The following is a 22636-nucleotide window of genomic DNA, read 5'->3' as shown; positions in this document are numbered from 1 at the left end:
GCGACGTAACGGTGTTTCCTCTGGCGGCTTGAAGTATGACGGGGATAAACGTAATGTTTATCCACTAGCAGTTGCTTAACGAATCCGAATCTCACATTATCAGGGGTGTAAAAATGGAAACAACCAAGCCTTCTTTCCAGGACGTGCTGGAGTTTGTTCGTCTGTTCCGTCGCAAAAATAAACTGCAGCGTGAAATTCAGGACATTGAGAAGAAGATCCGTGACAACCAGAAGCGTGTGCTGCTGCTGGACAACCTGAGCGACTACATCAAGCCAGGTATGAGCGTTGAGGCGATTCAGGGTATCATCGCCAGCATGAAAAGCGACTATGAAGATCGCGTTGATGACTACATCATTAAAAATGCCGAAATCTCCAAAGAGCGTCGCGACATTTCCAAAAAGCTGAAAGCGATGGGCGAAATGAAACACGCCGATGTAAAAGCCGAATAATGCGCTACGGCAGTGGGAGCGTATATCAGGCTCTCACTGCAGTTTGACCCCGCCAGTGACCATCTTGAGTAAATGTTGTTTTGGCCAGTGTCGGGTAAGTTTTTTCTCTGCCAGCTTACCTTTCAGGCGCACAATATCATGACGTTTTCGGTCCAGCATCAGACCCACCACGCTACCGCTATGCGCCACGTTCAATCCGTATAAATCACACTCTTCGACCAGCGACAGCAGGGCGGTAAAGCCCGGCTTAGGTAACAGCGTCTGGCTGGCGATAGCGCTAAGCGTAGCCGCCTCACCCAGTCGGAGCGGATTTTGCGTTATACAGGCTTCCTGCACCAGATTCCAGGCCTGCTGCAAGGTTGCTGAACTTGCTATTAATTTCTGCTGGCGAGGGAGACGGTGGTAATCCTGCGTGCGCAGTGTGACCGGACTTTCCAGTACCAGCAAATCGATTGGCGGCGGTGGCTCGCAGGCGATTTGCGTGGCCGCATTATTATGATCAAACAGCGTTAACTGATGAAAAACGGTGCTATCGGTGGGTTCGATTGAGACGCAAAGCTGTGCAAGGGTAGTTTCATCCAGCGAATGGCCAAGATGATGCGCCGTTGCCACTGCCGTAGCGGCAATATCTGCGGTGCTGCTGGCCATGCCTTTGGCAACGGGAATTGACGAACGCACATCGACGCGAATCTCATTACTCCAGTGCGCAGGATACTGCCAGTGCGCCAGAACGCGCTCCACCATCGCCCGCGACAATGGGCGTTCGTTTACCAACGGCGGCGCAGCCGTGACTGCTACGGTGCTGTACCAGTCAACGGGGCAGGAGACCAGTTTCTCACTGCCCAGAATCCATCCCTGGATAAGTTCCCCGCATGAGGCGGGGCATTGCGCAACAGCCACGTTATCACCTTTCAGGTACGAATAGTGTGCGCGCATAGTGTCATGGTAAAAGCATTATTACCATGACTTGCCGCAATGCGTCGTTTAACCCTCTCAGGCTGGTACACAAAGCCCTTCCGTGGCCGGTAGCGCAATGCGCATAACGTCTTGTGCGATCATTAACTCTTCGTTGGTGTTGATGACGGCGACTTTCACCAGGGCGTTCTCCGTCTGGATAAATGTCGCATTACGCTGATTTTTCTCTTCATCAACGGCTAAGCCCAAAAATTGCAAATTATGGCACACCGCCGATCTGGCGCGCGCTGAGTTCTCGCCAATGCCCCCAGTGAATACCAGCGCATCCAGTCCTCCCATTTGCATAATATAGCTGCCAATGGTGGCGCGAATGCGTTCGGCAAACAGAGTGAGAGCGAGTTTAGCCTGCCGGTTACCGGTATTGGCTGCCTGTTCGACATCGCGGTAATCAGACGACACGCCAGAAACGCCCAGCAAGCCTGACTCATTATTTAATAACTGATTCAACTGTTGCGGCGTTTTGCTTTCGCGCTGGGCTATCCACGGCAGAATAGAGGGATCAATATCTCCGCTACGGGTGCCCATCATCACGCCTGACTGCGGCGTAAAGCCCATCGACGTATTGACCGAACGCCCGTTCTTGATGGCGCAGATGCTGCTACCGTTTCCAAGATGACAACAAATCACCCGTAATGCGCTGAGTGGTACACCCAGCTTTTCCGCCAGAACGCCGCTGACATACTTATGGCTGGTGCCATGAAAGCCATAACGGCGAATCCCCAGTTCCGCGTAATAATGCCAGGGAAGCGGGTAAATATAGGCGGGTTCATCCAGCGTCTGGTGAAATGCCGTATCAAACACGGCTACGGAAGGGGCATCAGGCAACAGTTGACGAAAAACGTGAATACCCAACGCGTTTACCGGGTTGTGAAGCGGGGCCAGTTCAGCAAGACGTTCGATTTGCGCTAACGTTTCATCCGTGACCAGCGTCGAGTCTTTAAAAAACTCACCGCCGTGCGCCACACGATGGCCCACCCCGTCAATGTCCCGCAGACTGTTAATGATTTGATAACCCAGCAGCTTTTCCAGAAGCAGCGTTACCGCATCGCGATGATCGGCAACGGGGACGGTTTCCTGCCATTTTTGGCTGTGCGTCTTAATTGTCACCTGCGCATCCGCCATACCGATACGCTCAATCAGCCCCTGACAGAGCATGTCGCCCTGCGGCATCTCCAGCAGCTGGAATTTTAACGATGAGCTGCCGGCGTTAATGGCCATTATTTTGTAAGACATAAAGGTTCCTTCGAATTCAGAAAATCCAGCACGGCGTCGAGACCCGAATTATTCAACGCGCTGGTAATAAAAATCTGCCGGGCGCCAGCCTGCGTAAGCCACTCCGCAACCAGCGAAATACGCTGCGGCTCGGCGAGATCGGCCTTGGTGACCAGGCCAATCGTCGGGCGGTTCATCGGGGCGGTAAAACCCGGAGAAAAGGGCGACCACTGGGCGTCGGCATTCAGCACCAGGGCGATGACGTCGGCCTCGCAGGCGCTGGTCAGCAGGGCGCTGTACAGGCAGCGGTTCTCCAGATATTCGCCCGGCGTATCGATGGCCATCGGCGACCATTCAATGGCCTGAGTTTTCTTATAATGGAGCGCTTCGCCGCGCAGGCTTTGGGTCAGCGAGGTTTTTCCGCACTGGCTGGGGCCGATAAACATCAAACGCTTCATGACTTTACGTCCGGGTGATCGAGCAAGTGGTGAACTGCATCATTTCGCCCAGCGTGCGCGTTACCTGCTTGAGGGCATACTCGACGGCAGAAACATCGCCAGTCAGCACCACCGCGCCGGTAAAGCGGTCAAGAAACCCAATCTCCACCGCGCCGGATTTGGTAGCAATATCGCAAGCAATAATAGATGCTTCGCTCGGCGTGATGGTAAGGATGCCAATGGCGGACACCGCATCCTGCAGGCCCAGCTTCTTAAAGAGATCTTTCCCTGGATTAGCAATCAGGTGCGCGAGAGTGACCTGTTTCCCCGGCACGTATTCCTGAATCATGCGATCCGTTGTCGGTTGTCTTTCCATTATCCCTCCACCATCTGTCGCCACATGGCTTCATGCGGGCGTGGGATCACCGAACGGTAAACCAGCAACCCTTTCTCGCCCGCGCTTTCGCTGGCAACCGTCACGGCGTTATTGACGTCAGAAACGTCGCCCGCCACCACCATGTAGCATTTACCGCCGATACCGAAGGCCATATGCACCCGCACCAGGGTGACGTTTGAGCCTTTCACCGCCCGGTCTGCGGCGCTAATGCAGGCCGCCACGCTCCAGGTTTCGACGATACCTACCGCCTGGCGCTTATCGACGCTGTTCAGGCCGCTGATGGCCGGAAGTACGCTGGGATGAATATTCGCCAGCACCAGGCTGTCGACGAGCATTTCGCCGGCCTGCGACGTACCGGTTTCAATGGCCTGCTGGATAGCGCTGATATCGCCGCCCAGCATCAGTAAAAACTTCCCCGGGCAGATGGTCTTGCTGACCAGTAGATCGACGTTGGCGCTTTTCAGCATCGCATCACCAAGCTCCATCCCTTTGGCGATGCTGGTGAGTTCTAAAATTCCTATAGCCTGAGACATGGTTAACCTCTTACAACCGTGATGGCCTGTTCGCTGATGGCCGAAACAATGCCGTCGATGCTGGCGTGAATAGGTGCGCCGAGCGCGCCAGGCGGGACATCGGCAACGCATTGCCCGCGCGTCACGCGTTCTCCCACCGCAACGTTCGCTACCGCGCTGGCACCAATATGCTGGCGCAGCTGCAAAGTGACTTTTTCTACTGACGGCTCTTCTTCAACCAGCGGCGCTTCCTGGTACCAGGGGCTTAGTCCCAGTTTGGCGATCAGCCGCTTCACCGGCACCAGGCGATATTTCGCCATTTCGTCGGACGGATTCAGCGGCCCTTCGTAGCGCTGGTTTTGCGCCCGCAGCTCGCGTTTTAACATGCGGTTGATGCGCATCGGCGAGATCCCGACCGGGCAGGCCACGCTTTCGCAAACGTTGCATTCCGAGCAGGTAAGGGCGCTCAGCAGCAGCTGCGGCGTGGCAGCCTGATGAAAGTTCACCGCCCGCACCAGCAGGTGCGGAGAGAGTTCGTGGCCGATCAGATGCCGTGGGCAGAGATCGGTACACAGTCGGCACTGCTCGCAGACCGTGCGCGCCACGGAAAGCACCGTGCGCTCGTCCTGCATCCTGCGCTGGATAAGCGGATGGCTTTTGGGGAGCACCAGCAGGCCGCCGGTGGTTTTTGTTACCGGGTTATCAAGAGAGGTAATCAGGCCACCCATCATCGGGCCGCCGTTAATAAAACCAGGGTCGTCGACCGTTGCGCCGCCCGCCAGTGCCAGCACTTCATGCAGTGACATGCCGACAGGAACGGTAACGGTCAACGGTCTGGCGACTGCGCCGTTCACGGTCAACGTGCGACGAGTGACCGGAAACTGCTGCTCAACCGCCCGGGCAATATTCAGCACCGTTTGCACGTTATTCACTACCACGCCGACGCTGGCCGGTAGCGCAGCCGGGGCGACCCGGCGGCCGGTTGCCATCCAGATAGTCAGCACCTCATCGCCCGCGGGATATACATCCGGCAGGATATGCAGGCGGATACCGGCTGGCAGTAGTGGGGTGAGGGCGTCGATGGCCCGGCGGTATTTTTCTTTCAGGGCTATCACCCCTTCGCGCGCGCCGGTTGCCGTCATCGTGTACTGCACGCCGCGAACAAGACGCGCGGCCTGCTGCCACATCAGTTGCTGGTCAACTTTGAGCATCGGTTCACACTCGGCGGCGTTCACCAGAAAAATCTCTACCTGCGCCTGTAGCTTAACGTGGGCGGGAAAACCTGCGCCGCCCGCACCGACAACGCCCGCTGCGCGAACGCGCTCACGAATTTCATCGGCGCTAAGGGACATTTCAACGGCGTTGACGGCGGTACTCATAGCAGTTCCTCCAGCAGTTCGCGAATTTCCTCGGCGTTGGCCGGGCGCGGGTTGGTGCGCAACGTGATGTCCGCCAGTGCAGCCTGCACCATCGCCGGAATGCGTGCGGAAAAGTCGGATCTTCCTTCTTTAAGCGCAACGGCCAGTGAGGGAAGGGCGCAGCGTTGCTTAAGCAGTTCGATTTGCTGAATCAGCGCATTGATTGCCGCGATATCATTGGCTTCTGCCGGGCAAAAACCGCAGGCTTTGGCCATCCGCGCGTAGCGTTTGGCGGCGCGTGGAACTCCGGCGTTAAAACGGATCACCGCCGTGAGCAGCAGCGCATTGGCCAGCCCGTGCGGCAGATGAAACTGTCCGCCAAGCTGGTGGGCGATAGCGTGGTTAAGCCCCAGCCCCGCCTGGCTGAAGGCCATCCCGGCGAGCGTTGAGGCGTTGTGCATTTTTCCTCGTGTCGCCACGCAGTCGCCTTTTTCCACCGCCGTGGGCAGATACTGGAACACCAGTTTGGCGGCTTTTTCCGCCAGCGCGTCGGTAAAGTCGCTGGCGTGCGGTGACACCCACGCTTCCAGCGCATGGGTCAGCACGTCCATGCCGGTGTTGGCGGTAATCTGCGGCGGTACGCTGACCACCAGCTCCGGGTCGAGGATCGCCATATCCGGATACAGCGCATTGTTGAACAGCGGATACTTAATGCCTTTATCCGGGTCGCTAATTACGCAGGCGCTGGTGACTTCCGAACCGGTGCCGCTGGTGGTCGGGATCGCCACGCAGGTTTCGATATTGATGCCGCTTTGCTGGCTAAACCAGACAATCGCTTTCGCTGCGTCCATTGCCGAGCCGCCGCCAAAACCGATCACCACCTGCGGTTGCAGAGCCTGCATTTGCGCAATGCCCTGAACCACTGTGTGGATGGTGGGGTCCGGCGTTATCTCGCTAAAGACGCTGATGCGGTTATCTGCGGGCAGCGCGTTACGCAGGGTATCCAGCAGCGGAGAGCGCGCCAGAAAGCCATCGCAGATTATCCAGATGTGCTTATTGGTAAAGCGCTTGAGCACCGCCAGGCTGCCCTGACCGCTGTACAACCGCGTTTGTAGTGAGAAGGTATTCATCGCGACCTCAGTTAGCGAATAGAAAAGCCGTTGGTCAGTACGCAGCGCCGGGAACGGGCAAAAGTACGCGCTGACGTGGTCCCTTCACCGGTTGGTGTGGCGATAGTGAAGGTGGTAAAGCCTTCGCCGCCGACGCCGATCCCGGCATAAGAGGGGCCGTTTTTGACGAATATCGAGGTTTGCAGCGTGCGGGCCGCGAGGTTCAGGCGTGACACGTTCTGCGAGTGCATAATGGTGGTATGATGCAGCCCCTCTTCAACCTTCAGGGCCAGCGCCAGCGCGCTATCGAAATCGCTGACTTTTACCACTGGCAGCATCGGCATCAACTGTTCGCTGGTGACCCACGGATCGTCAGCGTTAACCAGCGCAATCAGCAGACGCGGCGCTTTTGCAGGGACAGCGATCCCGGCGGCTTCCAGCATGGCCGATGGGCTCTTGCCGACCAGTTTTTTATTCGCCTGGCCTTCAGGCAGGCAGACGGCGCGGAGTTTGTCGGTATCGGCAGGGCTTAACAGCAGCGCGCCGAAGGTTTGCATTTGCTGCACCAGACGTTCGGCGACACTCTCCACTACGATCAGGCTCTTCTCGGCAATGCAGGGCAGGTTGTAATCGAATGACGCGCCGTTGATGATATCTTCCGCCGCTTTCACCAGGTCCGCCGTTTCATCAACGATGCAGGGCGGGTTACCCGCGCCAGCGCCAATCACCTTCTTACCGCTCTTCATGCCCATTGCCACAATGCCCGGGCCGCCGGTAATGGCCAGTACTGCGATTCGCGGGTGGGCCATCATCTGCTGGGTCGCTTCGAAGGTGGGTTCCGCCACGGTCACCACCAGATTGCGGATGCCGCAGCAGCGGAAGGCAATCTCTTCAATCAGGCTAATCAGCTTCAGAGAGACCTTTTTCGCTCCCGGATGCGGGCTAAAGTAGATACTGTTGCCCGCCGCCAGCATGCTGATACTGTTGTTGATGATGGTTTCCGTCGGGTTGGTGCTTGGGGCGACCGAACCGATAACGCCAAACGGTGAGTATTCAAACAGCACCATGCCGCCGTCGCCGGTCAGCGCGGTGGTGGTGAGATCTTCTACGCCCGGCGTGTTGTCCAGCGCAGCCTTGTTTTTGAGAAATTTATCTTCTTTGTTGCCCATCCCCGTTTCATTGGCGCTCTCTTCCGCCAGGGGCGCCAGCAGCGGCGTCAGCTCCTGACGCATCGCGCTGATAATGGCGCTGCGGGTTTTTAGCGGGCACTGCTGATAACGTAAGAACGCCTGGTGCGCGGCGTCGATGGCCTCGCTCACGGACTGGAAAATCCCTTTGCCCTGAGGCTGGACCGGCGTTTGCGCCGGCGTGGTTAATTGCTCGCTAAGAATGGTGCGAATCAGGGTTTCGAGTTCAGAAGTATTCATTGATGAGTTCCCACGTTAATAGCCGCGATGGCGGTCTGTGCTATGTCCATGTCCTGCTCAACGCTGCCGCCGCTGATGCCAAGACCCCCAATTAATATGCCGTCGCGCCACAGGGCGTAACCGCCGCCAAAGGTGACCACTTTTCCCTGTAAATGACTTTCCAGACCGTAAAGCGCGGCGCCCGGCTGAACGACATCGCTCAGCTCATGGGTCGCCGTTTTCATCGCCACTGCGGTCCAGGCCTTTTTCGGCGCCAGCTCGCTGCTGACCAGCAGGGCGTCCGGCATCCGCCAGGTCACAGTTTCCGTGCCGTGCGCGTCAACGATGCTGACGACTACCGGAACCTGCAGTTGCTGCGCGCGTTCAACGGCGGCGCGGGTGAGCTGGTGCAGATCGTGGAATGAGAGGGCCACGGGCGTTGTCTCCTTGCTGCGGGTCGGCTGGCTGGCAGCCAGATAGCGCTTGCTAACTTCGCGGATGATGTTGGCCTGGTGCGCATCGCTATCTTCCGCGCGGGCCAGGGCGTACAGGCAGTCCGATAAGCGGTTGATGTAGCGCATCAGCACCTGGCGTACGTTGACTTCAGTTGCCAGTTCAACCAGACGGCGTTCGGCGCGGCGCGCCAGCGTGCGGGCAAAATGTAATCGGCTCGCGGCTTCGCAGCGTCCGGGTAAAATAAAGCTGTGCAGCGGTTCGACGCGGGCCATTGCCCGATCGATAGCGGCTTCCAGGGCCGAAATCTCTTCGCTGCTGATGTAGCGCTGTTTGGGCGACGGCTGCTCGCTGTCGCTGGCCAGCTCTGCGCTAAACCAAAAAAGTTGCTGCTGGATGGCCTCGAGTAAGGTGCGGTGATTTTCATCCGCAGCGGCGCAGGCGCACAGGCTCAGCGCGGCGTTCAGCTCATCCAGCGTGCCGTAGGCTTCAACCCGCGGGTGGGTTTTGCTCACCCGCTGGCCGGTAAACAGTGATGTGGTGCCAGCGTCACCTGTTCGGGTATAAATCGCCATAACCGCCCCTTAACGCGAAAGCGTATCTACAATGCCGACAACGGCGAGGTCGATGGCCTCATTTGGCCCGGAAAAAACGTGCCTGGCGCTGGAGCCGCCGCTGAGCAAAACCAGTTCGCCGACGCCCGCGCCGACGGAGTCCACGGCCACTTCATCGCCGGAGGTGGGCGAGGCGGGGAGTTCGCCATCGGCGCTGACCCGACGCACCAGCAGCAGCTTTTTCCCAATCAAAGAAGGTGATTTTTGCGTGGAGACAACCGCGCCCGTGACTCGTGCCAGATGCATGATTTACTCCTGCTTAATTAATTGAATATTCCGCGCATTGGCCGCGTCACGCGCCATGGCGGTCACGATGCATTTGCGGTGGACAACCAGACGCCCCCGGCTTAGCAGCGCGACATCGCGATAGCTCAGCACCGAACCCGCATGCAGAACCAGCGGCAGTCCGTGCTCGTCGGTGAATACCAGCGGCAGACGAGCCAGTTTTTTTACCGGGATAACCGGCAGCAGCTGGCTGTGCAGGCTGAGCTGTACGCGGATGCCAAACGCCAGCGCGTCGTGAATTTTCCGGGCGGCGGCATCGTCGGTTTCTGCATCCGCAAGCTGACCCAGCAGCGGCAGGTCGACGAGCAGGATGCGCAGCGACGCGTGCTGACAGAACAGTGCTGGACAGTCGGCATCACGAAGTTGCGTAACGCTCAGCGTCGCCGTGCTCTGGGCACGGCGCTGCAGCCGGGAGACAATCTCCTCGACAATGCGCTGCAGAGTTTCGCCGTTCATCGCGGGCCTACCAGCCGGGCAAAGGCCTGCGGGTTATCGGCACCAGCGGCGTTGGCTTCATCGGTATCAATGTGCATTTCGAGGCGCATGTCCGGTGAAACGCGAATCGCCACGTTGTTGAAAATCAGCCCGCGATCGTCGCCTTCAATCGCCACTGAAACCCTATCGCCGTGGGAAACCCGCAGGATCAGCGCATCAAGCGGCGACATATGGATATGCCGCTGCGCGACGATAACCCCGGAAGGTAGCTCCAGTTCGGCAAAGGGGCTGACCAGGCGGATGCCCGGTGTGCCCTTCAGGTTGCCGGACATTCTCAGCGGCGCGGCAATCCCCAGCGTTCTCGCATCGGTACGCGAAATTTCCACCTGGCTTACCGAGCGCAGCGGGCCGAGCAGGCGCACATTTTTGAGCTGCCCTTTCGGTCCCACCAGGGTGACGGTTTGCTCCGCGGCGTATTGTCCCGGCTGCAGCAGCGCTTTTTTTTCGCTGATGGGATGGCCGGGAAACAGCCGCTCATAATCCTGCGCGGACAGGTGGATATGACGGTTTGAGACGCCCAGCGGAATAGGCCGCTGGCGCATCTCGTCGAGAACTTTACTGACCGTTGATTGCAGAAGCTCTTTATCCATTACGCTTCACCTCGCTTGCCAGAATGAATGCAAAGCGTACGAGGTTCGCCCTTCTGGCGCGGACATTTTGGATCCAGACACAGATTGCAGCTGACCAGTTCTGATTCCTGCGGGGCCTCTTCGGCTGGCGCTTCAGAAACGACATCAGCTATCTCTGACGCTTCAGGCTCAGGTTCAATGACGGAGGGGGAGGGTGTCTCTGCGAGCAGGATCCCTTCTCCGGGCCTGGCGATAACCTTGTGGGCCACCAGACCATTCCGCTGTTCGGCAAATTGCGCACCGGTGGTGATGGCCGCCTGCACGGAGGCCACATCACCGGTAATTTTAATCACCATCCAGCCTGAACCATTGGTCTTTTCGAGGGCGAGCAGCGTGATAGAAGCGGATTTCGCCATGATATCGGCGCAGCTGATAGCCAGTGCCAGACCACAAACTTCAAGTAATCCCAGTGATTGCTTCACGCGGTGCTCCTTATTCGCCATCGATTAGGCTGATTTCGGTAAAATGGCCTCAACATCACTGTGCGGACGCGGGATAACGTGGCAGGATTTCACTTCACCCACTACGCTTGCCGCCGCGCTGCCGGCATCTACGGCTGCTTTAACCGCGCCGACGTCGCCGCGAACCATGACGGTAACCAGGCCAGAACCAATTTTTTCGTAGCCCACCAGCTGTACGTTGGCGGATTTCACCATGGCGTCGGCAGCTTCAATGGCGCCTACTAACCCTTTTGTTTCAACCAGTCCCAGTGCGTTATTCATACTGCAGTTCTCCTGTTGCTTAGCTATTCAGATCCCGGAAAGGGATCCCTTTGACCAGCCGTGCCGCGTTATTACCGGTATTGCGATGGGCCTGACTGTCCTGATGATGCATCAGCGTAAAAAGCGGCGCCGATGCGGGTAAATTCTTGTAATGTACGACCAGCGTATGGCGATCGCAGGCGATGCCGACCAGCAGCGGCGAGCTGCGCGCCGCCTGCCAGGCGCTGTCAACGACATCTCCAGCCGGGTGATGCTGAAGCAGGAAAGGGATGCCTTCCTCTTCGATACCCAGCAGCACTTCGTGCCAGAGGCTGGCGCAGTCGTTGATAACGGTAATGACGATGGCCGGGGCGCTGTGATTACTGTCCATGCGCAAACTCCTTGTGCCAGGAGAGAATCAGGCCGGTGGCCACCGCGTTTCTTGGGCCTTCGCTGCCGCGAATATTTCCTCGCCCGGCGACCAGGCGGTAGTGCGCCAGCGCATCGGTGACCAACTGAGGAACTTCGAAATCCAGCGACGAGCCGCCGACCAGCACCACGAACGGAATATCGCGAATGTTGCCGGTTGGACTGACCTGGCGCAGCGCGCGCAGGGCGTTGGTGACAAAGACGCGTTCTTTAGCGCTGCGGCGAATGGCGCGCACTTTTTCCAGCGCTAAGTCGCCGGGAAGCGGCACCAGTTCGTCCGGTTTCACCACGCAGACGCGGGCGAACACGGCGGGAGGCAGCGGCGTCGGGAAGAACTGGACGCTGCCGTCCTCGTGGCGTAAGTGGAACAGGCTTTCGACCTTCGCCAGCGGGTATTTTTTGATCTCTTCCGCCAGATAGCGGTCTTCCAGCCCCAGCTCGCGGGCAATAATCATCGTCACCATGTCGCCTGCACCGGCGAGGTGAGTGGCGATGATTTCGCCTTTAGGGTTGATGATGGAGGCATCGGTGGAGCCCGCGCCGAGGTCGAGGATCGCCAGCGGTCGGGTGGTACCCGGCGTGGTCAGCGCGCCCAGAATGGCGGCTTCAGCCTCAGCGCCGCCGATCTGCACGTCGATATTAAGCTTCTGCTCAATTTCACGGGCAATCATCGCCATCTGCAGACGGTCTGATTTCACCATCGAGGCGATGCCGACGGCCTGCTCCAGTGAGAACTCCCCGGCCAGACCGCCGGTGACGCTCACCGGAACCGAGGTGTCAACGGCCAGAAGATCCTGAATGAAAATCTCGCTGCTGGGCTTATTGGTTAGCTCGGCCATGGTCTGGCGTACGTGCTCCAGCATGCCGCCGATATTGGTCCCGGCCTCGCCGGTGACGTTGTCGAGCTTGCCGCAGCCGTCCACCGCTTTCATGATAGCTTCGGCACCGGCGGCAACATCCACGCGCACGGTACGACCCTGAGCCTGCAGCTCCAGGTTACCGGCGGGTATTGCGCGCGCTTTGACGTCGCCGGATGGCGTTTTAACGACCACGGCGGAACGGTTGCCAATCAGCGCGCGCGCCATCGGGACGATGTTTTTCGTCTCATCGGCGTTGAGGTTGAATACGGTGGCGATGCCGTAAGGGTTGGAGAGGGTCTCGATAACCTTCCCCGGCACGGCGACTTCAATCGCCGCCAGCATCCCCAGCGGAATGCGGTCGATGTAGAGCACTTCGTCAACGATCGGCAGCGATTTTTCCAGCCGGTTGCTGACCAGCACGCCATCGTCGCGCTGCAAAATGACGCCGGTAATCTGGTATCCGGCGCGCATTGAGGCGTTGATAACATTGGCGATGTCGGCAAAATCGAATGCTGACGATACCACCAGAATATAGGACGAGTCCGCAGGGCGGGTTAACAGCTCCTCCGGCGTAATCGTGATACCCACACCAAGGCCTGCTCCGCCCGGCGTTTTTGGGTTATGGCCGATCATTGTCGATTCGGTGATGATGGTTTCGGTAATGGTTTCCATCGCCACATCGCCAATCACCGGCGTGGCTTCGTTAATGCGGATGAGCGAAATATCGCTGACATTGATCCCCGCGCGCTTTGCGACGAGGGCGAGCGCTTCCTGAATGCCGAACACGTTACGCAACGTGCCTTTGATCCCGGTGGTTTCCGCCAGCGCGCTGTGTGTAATCGTTAGTGCGCCAGTCTCATCTTGCCGCGCCAGTGCGACTTCCGTCGATGAGTTACCAATGTCAATGCCAGCTATATATCGCATACGAAATCCTTAATCGTCGCCTTTGAGTTTTTTACGCTCAACGTACAGCCCTGCCGCTTCACGAACAAAAGCTGCGCAAATCTTTGCCTGATAACGGTTTTCGAGATCGTCGGCGATAGCGAGCAGCTCTTCTTTCGTTGAACGATACGGACGAAGGGCGTTGTAGATTTCAAGAATGCGATCGTCCGGTACCGCGGTCAGTTCGGCGGCGCGTTCGAAGTTCATCGCCAGCCGGTCGCGGCCCGCATCTTTGGCGATAGACGCCTGTAAGCGCAGGGTTTCCGGGGTAATGCGCATATCCTGAGCGGTGACTTTATTGCTCAGCACGTTTTCCAGCGTAAAGTCGTCCAGCGTTTTATTGGTGGCGGTTTTCACCCATTCCGGGTGTTTGTTCGCCAGCGGGTAGTCGCTGACCTTTGCGCTGCGGGACGTGCCGCCTGCCGCCGGAGCCGCTGCTGGCGCATCGCCCTGCAGGCTGTTCATGCGGCTCAATACGTCCCGAACCATCGATTCAATTGCGTCGGTATTCATGGAGTTATCCTTTATCAAAGCGCCACGCGCAGTTCCTGCGGGTTTTTGCCCGTCACGACGTACTTGGTCTCTTTAATGTGCAAAATGGCCGACTTTGCCTGGTACTTCGGGCGTGCCATCTGGTCATTTAGCGTAGGGACCGGCTGCGGTGATTCGCGTTTCGCATAGCGGGCGGCGTTTTTACCAATCTGACGGTAGGTTTCCAGCGTCAGCAGCGGTGCCTGCGGGAACAGCTCCAGGTTGGAGAGCGGCGGTAGCCCCTGCTGGTGGATAACCGTAGTACCTTTCGACTGGATGCCGATGGAGATGCCGGATCCGCTCAGGCGGTTACCTTCAACGGCGACGAACGCCACGTCGGAAGATTTAAAGCAGCGAATCACGCGCGCTTTGATGCCTTCTTCTTCAATACCGGCAATGACTTCGCGCAGGATGCTCTTATGCGGTAAGCCCACGATATTGACGGTTTGCGCCAGGCCAAATGCCGGGCCGACGGCGATAATGACTTCATCCTGCTGAGTGCCCTGGCGCGCTTCGCCCACTTCGGTCAGAAAGCCGTCGCCCGCAGGCGCAGCGGTCTGTGGTGCTGTGGATGCCGCAGGCGCATTAAACGAGACGGGTTTATCGCTGCCCTTCATATCGCGGAGCACGTCTTCAATTATCTGGCGCAGCAATTTTTCATTAATTTCCATTTCTCACCCCTTAATCAATCTCGTTGGGATCAAGAGCGCCAGGGATGTTTTTAATCTCTTCCCAGCGTTCTCCCTGCAGGCGATAACCTGTTGCCGGACCGGCATAGTCATTGACGTCATTAACCGCAGAGAGCACTTGTCCGTCGCCGACGATAATGGCGGAGGTGTGCAAATAGTCGCCGGTTAGCTTGGCTTTCTGGATGTTGAGCATGTCCTGGGCCACGTCGGTAAACCCGCCCTGCGCCAGCGCTTTAACGACTTCCAGACCGTTGCGGTTTTTATTGATGATTTCTTGGGCGAACTTGATGTCTTCGACGATGTTACGTTCCGGCATATCTTTCGAACCGTGGGCATAGGTCGCGGCTTCAACTTCTTCATCGGTAATCGGCGGTAGTCCCATTCCGGCAAACACGGCCTGCAGCGCGCGGGCGGCTTTGTTACGGATGGCGATAACGTCCTCTTCGCGAACCGGGCGCAGACCGCCGTCCACTTTCAGGTCACGCTGGATAACGTTGTAGTCGTCAAAGTCTTCCGCATCTTCGTTGGAACCGGCGAACATGTTGTCGTAGTTCGGCACCGCGGAATAACCAGAGGAGATAAAGTCGGTACCCGGCAGGAACTGCATCAGCAGGCGCGCGGTACGACGCATATCGGAGTGGGTGAAGGTCTGGTCGTTACTGGAGGCGCATTCCAGATCCAGCGAAGAGCAGATCAGGTTTTCCGCCAGCACAGCACGAATGCCTGACGGCACGGCAGACGGTACGCCGATGCAGCTTACGGAGCCGTTTTGCAGACCCTGAACGCCAGCCGCTTTGGTGATATAGATGCAGCGCGCTTCCAGATACAGCATGGATTTGCCTTCGGCGTAGCCCATCTGCACTTCGGAGCCAGAACCGGAGGTGAAGCGCATTTTCAGGCCGCGAGAGGCGTAGGAAGAGGCTAAGAAGCCCTTCGACCATGGTGTATCGTCACCGTCGGTGAAGACCGGCTCGGTGCCGTAAACGGAGATGGTTTCGGCGTAGCAGGTGTGGCCCAGCATGCCGAGCTTCAGCTCGGTGGCTTCTTCCAGTGAGCACTGCGTCAGTACGCCCGGACGACCAACCTGAGAGCCGACCAACAGCGCGATGGCGTTGAACGGCGCGTAGCGTGCTACCGCAACCGTGGTTTCTTGTTCGTCAAACCCGCGCCATGCGCCTTCGGCGGCGTCGGCGGCGATTTGCACCGGGTTGTCTTTAACGTTGGTGACGTGCGCCTGCTGAGACGGCGTGCGGCGAGCGCGCATTTTCTGCATCGACATCATCATTTCGACGACGTTCATATGCGAAACCACTTCAACAATTTTCGCCGGGGTCATGGCGGTGGTCAGCGGAACGATTTCGCTGCGCTTGACGTTAGGATCGCACAGCATATTGGCAAGCTTGACCGAATCCATCGCCATCACTTCTTCGGCGCGGTTCAGGTTGATGCCGTAGCGGGCGATAAAGTGGTCGATCAGGTCGAATTCGCTAACCGGTTTTCCGTCCAGCTCGGTTACCGCGCCGTTAACGATTTTTATCGACGGTTTTGGGTCGTTCGGGCTTTCCATCGCGATAAAGCCTTCTTCGATCCACTCCTTAACAAAGCCGTCCTGATTCACAGGGCGTTTCGCCAGTGCTTCAAATCTTTTCGATCTCATGAATCAGCCTCGTGGGTATCAGATGTAGGACGGGCGATCGTTTTTCGGTTCAGAACCGAGGGTCGCAAGGACGGTTTTGCCGATTTCGCGGGCGGAGGTCACCGCCTGACGGACCGCGCCGGAGTCGCCGGAAATCACCAGAATGGCTTCGTTACTAAAGCTGGTGCCGTGCGCCGGAGAGCTGTACGCCACGACTTCAACGTTGGCTGACTTCAGGGCGGTATCGGCCATCAGTACGCCGACGGAAGCCGGAGCGCCGACGATGACGCCGCAGGCACGGCCAATCGGTGCGCCGAACGCTTTTTCCAGGGCGTAGCTGGCGCGAGCGGTGTACTGCAGCTCGATATGCCCGGCTTCGTTGCCGTAAACATCGCCGAAGGTGCGGTCCAGCTCTTTCAGCGCGACTTCGATACCGCGCTTGACGTCGGATACATCGTTACCGCCTAAAATAATCAGCGAACCGTGGCCCGCTCCGCCTTTGGTATCGCGCGGCAGCTCAATGCTGACCACTTCGGTGTTGGTGGCTTTCACCGCTTCGTCCGCCGCCATAATGTGCGGGCCTGCGCCGGTGCGGGCGCCGAGAATACCGATGGAACGATAGCGCTTCTCAAGCTTCATCGCGTCCAGCAGGGCGGTATCGACGTTGGCGATAACCAGGCCCAGGGTATCGCCAATGGCGGTCCCGACAAATTCCGTTAAACTGCAGCTTTTTTCTGCCATAGCCGTCTCTCGTATAGGTTGGGGTTGACCAGGGATGGCCTGTTGTTCCGGCGTTGCCACACGGGCAATCACCTGCGCCATGATCTGTTCCACCAGCTCATTGCTGCTCATTGGCTAATTCCCTTCGGTAAGATTTTTTCTACATCGGTGTGAGGGCGTGGGATGACGTGTACGGCTTTCACTTCACCCACGTTGCGTGCGGCTGCGGCACCTGCATCGGTGGCCGCTTTGACCGCGCCAACATCGCCGCGCACGATGACGGTTACCAGCCCGGAGCCAATCTTTTCATAGCCCACTAACATCACATTGGCTGACTTAACCATTGCATCAGCGGCCTCTATGGCTGCGGTTAAGCCTTTGGTTTCTACCATTCCTAGTGCTTCTTGTTGCATAAAGACCTCGCATGGAGTGTTCCGATAGTTGGGACTATAAGAAGATGCGAGGAAAAAGAATGGCTGACTTGCTGTTGAGCATCAGAAAATAATGAGAAAGCAATATGACTAAATTGCCTTTTATTTTTATAACTCATTGATAATCAATATTTAATTTATTATTGTCTATATGATTATTTTGTTTTTATTATTTCATTTTTACATTTTTGTTAGTGACGAGAGTATTTTTATTTGATATGGCGAAAGACGCAAAATGTGATGTTTATTCGAAATTGATAAGTTGGCTTGTGCAATATTTTATTATTTCAACAGGCGTATTTTATAGCTCAAATTTCCCGTGTGATGGGCTGATAAAAATATCGGAAAAGCAAAATTTTGCTATCGCAACACGATTTTTCCGGAAGGCAGGCCCGCAGGTTGCCAACAATTTACAGGCGGCACTTTTTATAGTGAGGTTAGCTGTACTCTACCGCCAGCCGAAACTTGCGCTGGCCAGGACACGAACTTTGCTCAGAAGGTGTCACATGAATGATTCTCTAAAGGCGCAATGTGGTGCGGAATTTTTAGGCACCGGACTCTTTTTGTTTTTTGGTATCGGTTGTTTGAGCGCGCTCAAAGTCGCAGGCGCCAGCCTCGGATTATGGGAGATTTGCATTATTTGGGGGCTTGGAATTTCACTGGCCGTTTACCTTACGGCCGGCATCTCCGGCGGACATCTTAACCCTGCGGTGACGATTGCGCTGTGGCTGTTTGCCTGCTTCCCCAAACAGAAAGTATTGCCTTATATTATTGCCCAGTTTGCCGGCGCTTTTGGCGGCGCTCTGCTGGCGTATGTGCTTTATAGTAGCCTTTTTACTGAATTTGAGACTGCGCATCATATGGTGCGCGGTAGCGTCGAAAGTTTGCAATTAGCCAGCATTTTCAGTACCTATCCGGCCGCAGCGCTAAATGTATGGCAGGCTGCGTTGGTGGAAGTGGTCATTACGTCGATTCTGATGGGCATGATCATGGCATTGACGGATGATGGCAATGGCATTCCTAAAGGGCCGCTTGCGCCTTTGCTTATTGGGATATTGGTTGCCGTTATCGGCGCGTCTACTGGACCCCTTACCGGTTTTGCAATGAACCCGGCGCGTGATTTCGGTCCCAAACTGTTCACATGGTTAGCGGGGTGGGGGAACATGGCGATGAGCGGTGGGCGAGAGATCCCTTATTTTATCGTGCCGATTGTCGCGCCTGTTATCGGCGCCTGTGCCGGAGCAGCCATATATCGCTATTTTATTGGTAAGAATTTACCTTGTAACCGCTGTGAACTGTAAGAAAATGCGAACCAGATTCACAGCAATGATGTATCGTAAAAACAGGTGAGATAATTTCGTGATCTGCTTTCACGAACTGATCAAAACGTCTCCCAGCAATGGGAGACTTTTGATATTGTCATTGTACTTTTTATCAGGGCCAGGATAATGCTAATAAAAAGTGAATGTAAATAATGTGTTTTGTTTATAACAATAAATTAACTGAGGGGTTTTATCATGATTTCTGCGAGCGCTCTGAACTCAGAACTCATTAATAAAATCGCACAGGATTTTGCACAAGCCACCGGTCTGGCGGTTGTGGTTGTCAATATTCATGGTGATGAAATATCTGAGCTATTCAATTTCACGCCGTTTTGTCAGTTGATGCGGCAGCATCCCCAGCATAGTACACGTTGTCGTATGAGCGATCGCTGCGGGGGACTGGAGGCATCGAAGTCCGATCAACCCTGTATTTATCGTTGTCATGCCGGTCTAACGGATTTTTCTATTCCGCTGGTAATCGCAGGGCATTTAGTTGGCTTTGTTTTATGCGGGCAGGTTCGTTTAAGTAATGACGTGGAGCTGGTAAACATTCTTAATGTCGACGATCGCTGGCAGGCTGATCCTGAGCTCTTGAATGAATTTCGGAATGTGCCAGAGATGGACTATTCACGCGTTATCGCTTCCGCCGATCTTCTTAAACTGATAGTTGAGAATTGCCTGAAAAAACAGCTCAATTTCGTGGTTATCAAAGACAATCCGCAGCAATCGGAGGCAAATAAAACCACTCGTGGTCCCACTCCGCATGACAGTAAAATGAAAAAAGCGCTTCGCTATATTGATGCGCATTTGTCCGACGATCTTCGTCTTGAGGATGTCGCCTCACATGTCTATCTCAGCCCCTATTACTTCAGTAAGCTATTCAAGAAATATCAGGGAATCGGATTTAATGCGTGGGTAAACCGCCAGAGAATGGTTAGCGCCAGAGAATTGCTTTGCCATAGTGACTGGAGTATTGCCAGTATTGCGCGTAATTTAGGCTTTTCGCAAACCAGCTATTTTTGCAAAGTCTTCCGCCAGACCTATCAGGTTACGCCGCAGGCTTATCGCCAGCAGATAAATGAGAATTCTCATCCTCCATCGTTATGAATAGCAATATTTTGCTATTGCCGATTTTTGATAGTCTTTTGTATCTTAATCATTTCAGAAAGAAAATTTATCTGGTGTAACAATAAATTGTCATAGCGCAACAAAATAATAAAATTTAGGGCATAAACTGCACCAGTTTTTATTTTTGTGATGAAGTACAGTGTCAGGAAAGATAAGTTTTATTACGCTTTGTCGATACGTTTTATCGTCAATATACCGATAAGGATGAGTAGATTAACGTCAGATGAGCAACCGCTCAGGCTATTGCTCACAGAAATGTAAAACGTAGCACATTATTAATTGCCGTTATGGGTGTGCCGTACAGCCATAACGTAAACCAACAGGTTTGCCACATTTGTGGTAGGGAAGGGGGTGAAAATCCCCCGCAGCCCCCGCTGCTGTGATGCTGACGACCCCGTAAAGACCACTGATCGCAAGATTGGGAAGGACGGGCGAGGAGGACGCTAAGCCAGAAGACCTGCCTGTCGGTGATAACCAACAACTTCGGTGGGAAGTGGGTTGCGAAGACGCGTACAGTCGAAAGACTGAACATGCGCGTACCTGTATACCCCTACCACCCTGAACAGGATCAGGGTAATGGCGGCAAGGCATCACGCATTTATTCTTGCAGGCACAGGAAGCGGTTGCGGCAAAACCACGGTGACGCTTGGTTTGTTGAGGCTGCTGCAAAAACGCGCGCTGCGCGTACAGCCGTTTAAAGTTGGGCCAGATTACCTTGATACCGGCTGGCATACCGCTATCTGTGGCGTGGCGTCCCGTAATCTTGACAGTTTCATGCTTCCTCCTCCTGTTCTCAACGCCTTATTTTGCGAACAAATGCGGCAGGCGGATATCGCTGTCATTGAAGGCGTCATGGGGCTGTATGACGGCTATGGCGTCGACCCCAATTACTGCAGCACAGCCGCGATGGCCAAACAGCTTGGTTGCCCGGTCATCCTACTGGTGGACGGCAAGGCTGTTTCAACGTCGCTTGCGGCTACCGTTATGGGATTTCAGCACTTCGACCCGACCCTCAACCTCGCGGGCGTGATTGTGAATCGCGTCACTAGCGACGCCCACTATCAGCTCCTCAAAAATGCCATTGAACATTATTGCTCACTGCCGGTACTGGGGTATGTTCCTCCTTGCGACGGCGTCGCATTACCTGAACGCCACCTGGGGTTGATTACCGCCAGAGAATCCCTCGTCAATCAGCAATCATGGCATGATTTTGCCGCCTCGCTGGAACAAACAGTGGATGTGGATGCGCTACTCTCGCTGAGCGTGTTATCAGCGCTTCCGACGGGAATGTGGCCTGAGCGCCCCGATAACACAGCGGGGGCAGGGCTGACGCTTGCTCTGGCGGATGATGAGGCCTTTAACTTTTATTATCCCGATAACATCGATTTTCTGGAGCGTGCCGGCGTTAACATTGTGCGTTTTAGCCCACTGCATGACCGCGCATTGCCTGATTGTCAGATGATCTGGCTGGGCGGTGGATATCCTGAATTATACGCCGCGGATCTGGCGGCAAATACGGCGATGTTAAAACATTTGCGGGCGGCGCATCAGCGCGGCGTGGCGATTTACGCGGAGTGTGGCGGTCTGATGTATCTGGGGAGCACTCTGGAGGATAGCGGTGGGGAAATTCATCAGATGGCGAATATTATCCCCGGTCACAGCAAAATGGGTAAGCGACTTACCCGCTTTGGCTACTGTGAGGCGCAGGCTATGCAGCCAACGCTATTGGCGGCGCCTGGCGAGATAGTGCGCGGCCATGAATTTCACTACTCAGATTTTATCCCCGAAACACCCGCCGTTATGGCCTGTCGTAAGGTTCGCGATGGCCGCGTGTTACAGGAATGGACTGGCGGCTGGCAGACAGGCAACACGTTTGCCAGCTATCTGCACGTCCATTTCGCCCAGCGTCCGGAAATGTTGCAGCACTGGCTGGCGGCGGCGAGGCGCGTATTATGACGATCCTTGCCTGGTGTATCGCCTGGGTGCTGGATTTTATCATCGGCGACCCTCAACACTGGCCCCATCCGGTACGCTGGATAGGCCGATTAATTACGTTTGTGCAGCGTATTGTGCGTCGCTATTGTCCCGGCGATAAAGCGCTGCGGATTGGCGGCGGCGTAATGTGGGTTGTGGTTGTCGGGGCGACCTGGGGCGTGGCATGGGGCGTACTGGCGCTGGCGCAGCGGATTCACCCCTGGTTTGGCTGGAGCGTCGAAGTCTGGATGATCTTTACCACGCTGGCCGGACGCTCTCTGGCCCGCGCCGCGCAGGAGGTTGAACGACCGTTGCGGGAGAACGACCTTGCGGAAAGCCGAATAAAACTCTCCTGGATCGTCGGGCGCGATACGTCGCAACTTCAGCCAGCGCAGATCAATCGCGGCGTGGTGGAAACGGTTGCAGAAAACACCGTTGACGGCATTATCGCGCCGCTCTTTTTCCTCTTTCTCGGCGGCGCGCCGCTGGCGATGGCCTACAAAGCCGTCAATACCCTGGATTCAATGGTGGGCTACAAACATGAAAAATACCGGGCGATTGGTATGGTCAGCGCCCGTATGGACGACGTAGCGAACTATCTTCCTGCCCGACTGAGCTGGCTGTTGCTGGGCATTGCGGCAGGACTGTGTCGCCTGAGTGGTTGGCGTGCGCTGCGTATTGGCTGGCGTGACCGTTATAACCACAGTAGCCCAAATTGCGCCTGGTCGGAAGCGTGTGTGGCCGGCGCCTTAGGTATCCAGCTCGGCGGCCCAAATAACTACTTTGGCGAGCGTGTGGACAAGCCCTGGATAGGCGACGCGCAGCGCGATATTTCCGTGGACGATATTTCCCGAACGATTCGATTGATGTGGGTCGCTTCAACCCTGGCGCTGGCGCTGTTTATTGCGGCGCGGTGCGGGTTATCTGGCGTGGCCTGAGGAC

At 56.1% G+C, this 22636-nt stretch carries 26 protein-coding genes and 1 riboswitch; of the genes, 5 read left to right on the top strand and 21 right to left on the bottom strand.

Going from position 1 to position 22636, the window contains the following annotated elements; all coding sequences use genetic code 11:
* Window positions 1–113 precede the first annotated feature (113 nt).
* A complete protein-coding gene (locus ACLJTG_RS04835) occupies window positions 114–449 on the top strand; it encodes a DUF496 family protein (protein WP_000450405.1) in 336 nt (111 codons plus the stop codon).
* 33 nt (window positions 450–482) lie between these two features.
* Here ACLJTG_RS04835 and pduX read toward each other — a convergent pair whose 3' ends face one another.
* The 21 genes from pduX to pduA form a co-directional block, all read right to left on the bottom strand.
* Complete coding sequence (gene pduX, locus ACLJTG_RS04830) at window positions 483–1349, bottom strand: L-threonine kinase PduX (protein WP_135370423.1); 867 nt, start codon at window positions 1347–1349, stop codon at window positions 483–485.
* Window positions 1350–1442: 93 nt separating this feature from the next.
* Entirely contained in the window at window positions 1443–2657 is a 1215-nt protein-coding gene (gene pduW, locus ACLJTG_RS04825; RefSeq protein ID WP_000120647.1) for a propanediol utilization propionate kinase PduW, read from the bottom strand.
* Window positions 2642–3094 (bottom strand): propanediol utilization protein PduV, encoded by a 453-nt coding sequence (pduV, locus tag ACLJTG_RS04820; protein ID WP_000826278.1) that lies wholly within the window; start codon window positions 3092–3094, stop codon window positions 2642–2644. Before pduV ends, pduW begins: the two co-directional genes overlap by 16 nt.
* A gap of 4 nt (window positions 3095–3098) precedes the next feature.
* The gene (gene pduU, locus ACLJTG_RS04815; protein ID WP_000441103.1) at window positions 3099–3449 is read right to left on the bottom strand and encodes a propanediol utilization microcompartment protein PduU; all 351 of its coding nucleotides are present in this window, start codon (window positions 3447–3449) and stop codon (window positions 3099–3101) included.
* Window positions 3449–4003, bottom strand: a complete 555-nt coding sequence (gene pduT, locus ACLJTG_RS04810; protein WP_198898263.1) for a propanediol utilization microcompartment protein PduT — start codon at window positions 4001–4003, stop codon at window positions 3449–3451. The genes pduU and pduT overlap by 1 nt, the downstream gene beginning before the upstream one ends.
* A 2-nt stretch (window positions 4004–4005) precedes the next feature.
* Window positions 4006–5361 carry a cobalamin reductase PduS gene (gene pduS / locus ACLJTG_RS04805; RefSeq protein ID WP_079951296.1) on the bottom strand — a complete coding sequence of 452 codons (1356 nt, stop codon included), beginning with the start codon at window positions 5359–5361 and terminating at the stop codon, window positions 4006–4008.
* Window positions 5358–6470, bottom strand: coding sequence for a 1-propanol dehydrogenase PduQ (pduQ, locus tag ACLJTG_RS04800; protein WP_017465518.1), 1113 nt, complete (start codon window positions 6468–6470; stop codon window positions 5358–5360). Before pduQ ends, pduS begins: the two co-directional genes overlap by 4 nt.
* An 11-nt stretch (window positions 6471–6481) precedes the next feature.
* Window positions 6482–7876, bottom strand: coding sequence for a CoA-acylating propionaldehyde dehydrogenase PduP (pduP, locus tag ACLJTG_RS04795; RefSeq protein ID WP_410958896.1), 1395 nt, complete (start codon window positions 7874–7876; stop codon window positions 6482–6484).
* Window positions 7873–8883, bottom strand: a complete 1011-nt coding sequence (gene pduO / locus ACLJTG_RS04790) for a two-domain cob(I)yrinic acid a,c-diamide adenosyltransferase PduO (protein ID WP_001029486.1) — start codon at window positions 8881–8883, stop codon at window positions 7873–7875. The genes pduP and pduO overlap by 4 nt, the downstream gene beginning before the upstream one ends.
* Window positions 8884–8892: 9 nt before the next feature.
* Window positions 8893–9168: a propanediol utilization microcompartment protein PduN gene (pduN, locus tag ACLJTG_RS04785; RefSeq protein WP_000549825.1), complete on the bottom strand. Its 276-nt coding sequence runs from the start codon at window positions 9166–9168 to the stop codon at window positions 8893–8895.
* Between the two features lie 3 nt (window positions 9169–9171).
* On the bottom strand, window positions 9172–9663 hold the full coding sequence (gene pduM / locus ACLJTG_RS04780) for a propanediol utilization microcompartment protein PduM (protein ID WP_001012965.1): 492 nt from the start codon (window positions 9661–9663) through the stop codon (window positions 9172–9174).
* Window positions 9660–10292 (bottom strand): phosphate propanoyltransferase, encoded by a 633-nt coding sequence (locus tag ACLJTG_RS04775; protein WP_001540344.1) that lies wholly within the window; start codon window positions 10290–10292, stop codon window positions 9660–9662. Before ACLJTG_RS04775 ends, pduM begins: the two co-directional genes overlap by 4 nt.
* Window positions 10292–10774 (bottom strand): propanediol utilization microcompartment protein PduK, encoded by a 483-nt coding sequence (gene pduK, locus ACLJTG_RS04770; protein WP_001284393.1) that lies wholly within the window; start codon window positions 10772–10774, stop codon window positions 10292–10294. Before pduK ends, ACLJTG_RS04775 begins: the two co-directional genes overlap by 1 nt.
* A 3-nt stretch (window positions 10775–10777) precedes the next feature.
* Window positions 10778–11053, bottom strand: coding sequence for a propanediol utilization microcompartment protein PduJ (gene pduJ, locus ACLJTG_RS04765; protein ID WP_001057755.1), 276 nt, complete (start codon window positions 11051–11053; stop codon window positions 10778–10780).
* A gap of 19 nt (window positions 11054–11072) precedes the next feature.
* On the bottom strand, window positions 11073–11423 hold the full coding sequence (gene pduH, locus ACLJTG_RS04760) for a propanediol dehydratase reactivase beta subunit PduH (RefSeq protein ID WP_039520013.1): 351 nt from the start codon (window positions 11421–11423) through the stop codon (window positions 11073–11075).
* Window positions 11413–13245 carry a propanediol dehydratase reactivase alpha subunit PduG gene (gene pduG, locus ACLJTG_RS04755; protein ID WP_001268879.1) on the bottom strand — a complete coding sequence of 611 codons (1833 nt, stop codon included), beginning with the start codon at window positions 13243–13245 and terminating at the stop codon, window positions 11413–11415. The genes pduH and pduG overlap by 11 nt, the downstream gene beginning before the upstream one ends.
* A gap of 9 nt (window positions 13246–13254) precedes the next feature.
* The gene (pduE, locus tag ACLJTG_RS04750) at window positions 13255–13776 is read right to left on the bottom strand and encodes a propanediol dehydratase small subunit PduE (RefSeq protein WP_001090597.1); all 522 of its coding nucleotides are present in this window, start codon (window positions 13774–13776) and stop codon (window positions 13255–13257) included.
* A 14-nt stretch (window positions 13777–13790) separates the two neighbouring features.
* Window positions 13791–14465 carry a propanediol dehydratase medium subunit PduD gene (gene pduD, locus ACLJTG_RS04745; protein ID WP_000405048.1) on the bottom strand — a complete coding sequence of 225 codons (675 nt, stop codon included), beginning with the start codon at window positions 14463–14465 and terminating at the stop codon, window positions 13791–13793.
* A 10-nt stretch (window positions 14466–14475) separates the two neighbouring features.
* Entirely contained in the window at window positions 14476–16140 is a 1665-nt protein-coding gene (gene pduC, locus ACLJTG_RS04740; RefSeq protein WP_001256899.1) for a propanediol dehydratase large subunit PduC, read from the bottom strand.
* An 18-nt stretch (window positions 16141–16158) separates the two neighbouring features.
* Entirely contained in the window at window positions 16159–16971 is an 813-nt protein-coding gene (pduB, locus tag ACLJTG_RS04735) for a propanediol utilization microcompartment protein PduB (protein WP_000097500.1), read from the bottom strand.
* On the bottom strand, window positions 16968–17252 hold the full coding sequence (gene pduA, locus ACLJTG_RS04730) for a propanediol utilization microcompartment protein PduA (protein WP_001183618.1): 285 nt from the start codon (window positions 17250–17252) through the stop codon (window positions 16968–16970). The genes pduB and pduA overlap by 4 nt, the downstream gene beginning before the upstream one ends.
* Before the next feature lie 524 nt (window positions 17253–17776).
* On the opposite strand from pduA, the gene pduF reads away from it, so the two are divergent.
* From pduF to cbiB, 4 genes are all read left to right on the top strand, one after another.
* Window positions 17777–18571, top strand: coding sequence for a propanediol diffusion facilitator PduF (gene pduF, locus ACLJTG_RS04725; RefSeq protein WP_001000023.1), 795 nt, complete (start codon window positions 17777–17779; stop codon window positions 18569–18571).
* Window positions 18572–18787: 216 nt separating this feature from the next.
* Window positions 18788–19699, top strand: coding sequence for a transcriptional regulator PocR (pocR, locus tag ACLJTG_RS04720; protein ID WP_000622326.1), 912 nt, complete (start codon window positions 18788–18790; stop codon window positions 19697–19699).
* A gap of 325 nt (window positions 19700–20024) precedes the next feature.
* Window positions 20025–20200: riboswitch (cobalamin riboswitch) on the top strand.
* A gap of 96 nt (window positions 20201–20296) precedes the next feature.
* Entirely contained in the window at window positions 20297–21676 is a 1380-nt protein-coding gene (locus ACLJTG_RS04715) for a cobyrinate a,c-diamide synthase (protein WP_000741252.1), read from the top strand.
* Entirely contained in the window at window positions 21673–22632 is a 960-nt protein-coding gene (gene cbiB / locus ACLJTG_RS04710) for an adenosylcobinamide-phosphate synthase CbiB (RefSeq protein ID WP_000153660.1), read from the top strand. Before ACLJTG_RS04715 ends, cbiB begins: the two co-directional genes overlap by 4 nt.
* Window positions 22633–22636: the final 4 nt, after the last annotated feature.

It is taken from the genome of Salmonella sp. SAL00672 (genome assembly GCF_046552175.1).
GTDB lineage: Bacteria > Pseudomonadota > Gammaproteobacteria > Enterobacterales > Enterobacteriaceae > Salmonella > Salmonella enterica.
This window is presented reverse-complemented; position numbering and strand designations above follow the sequence as displayed.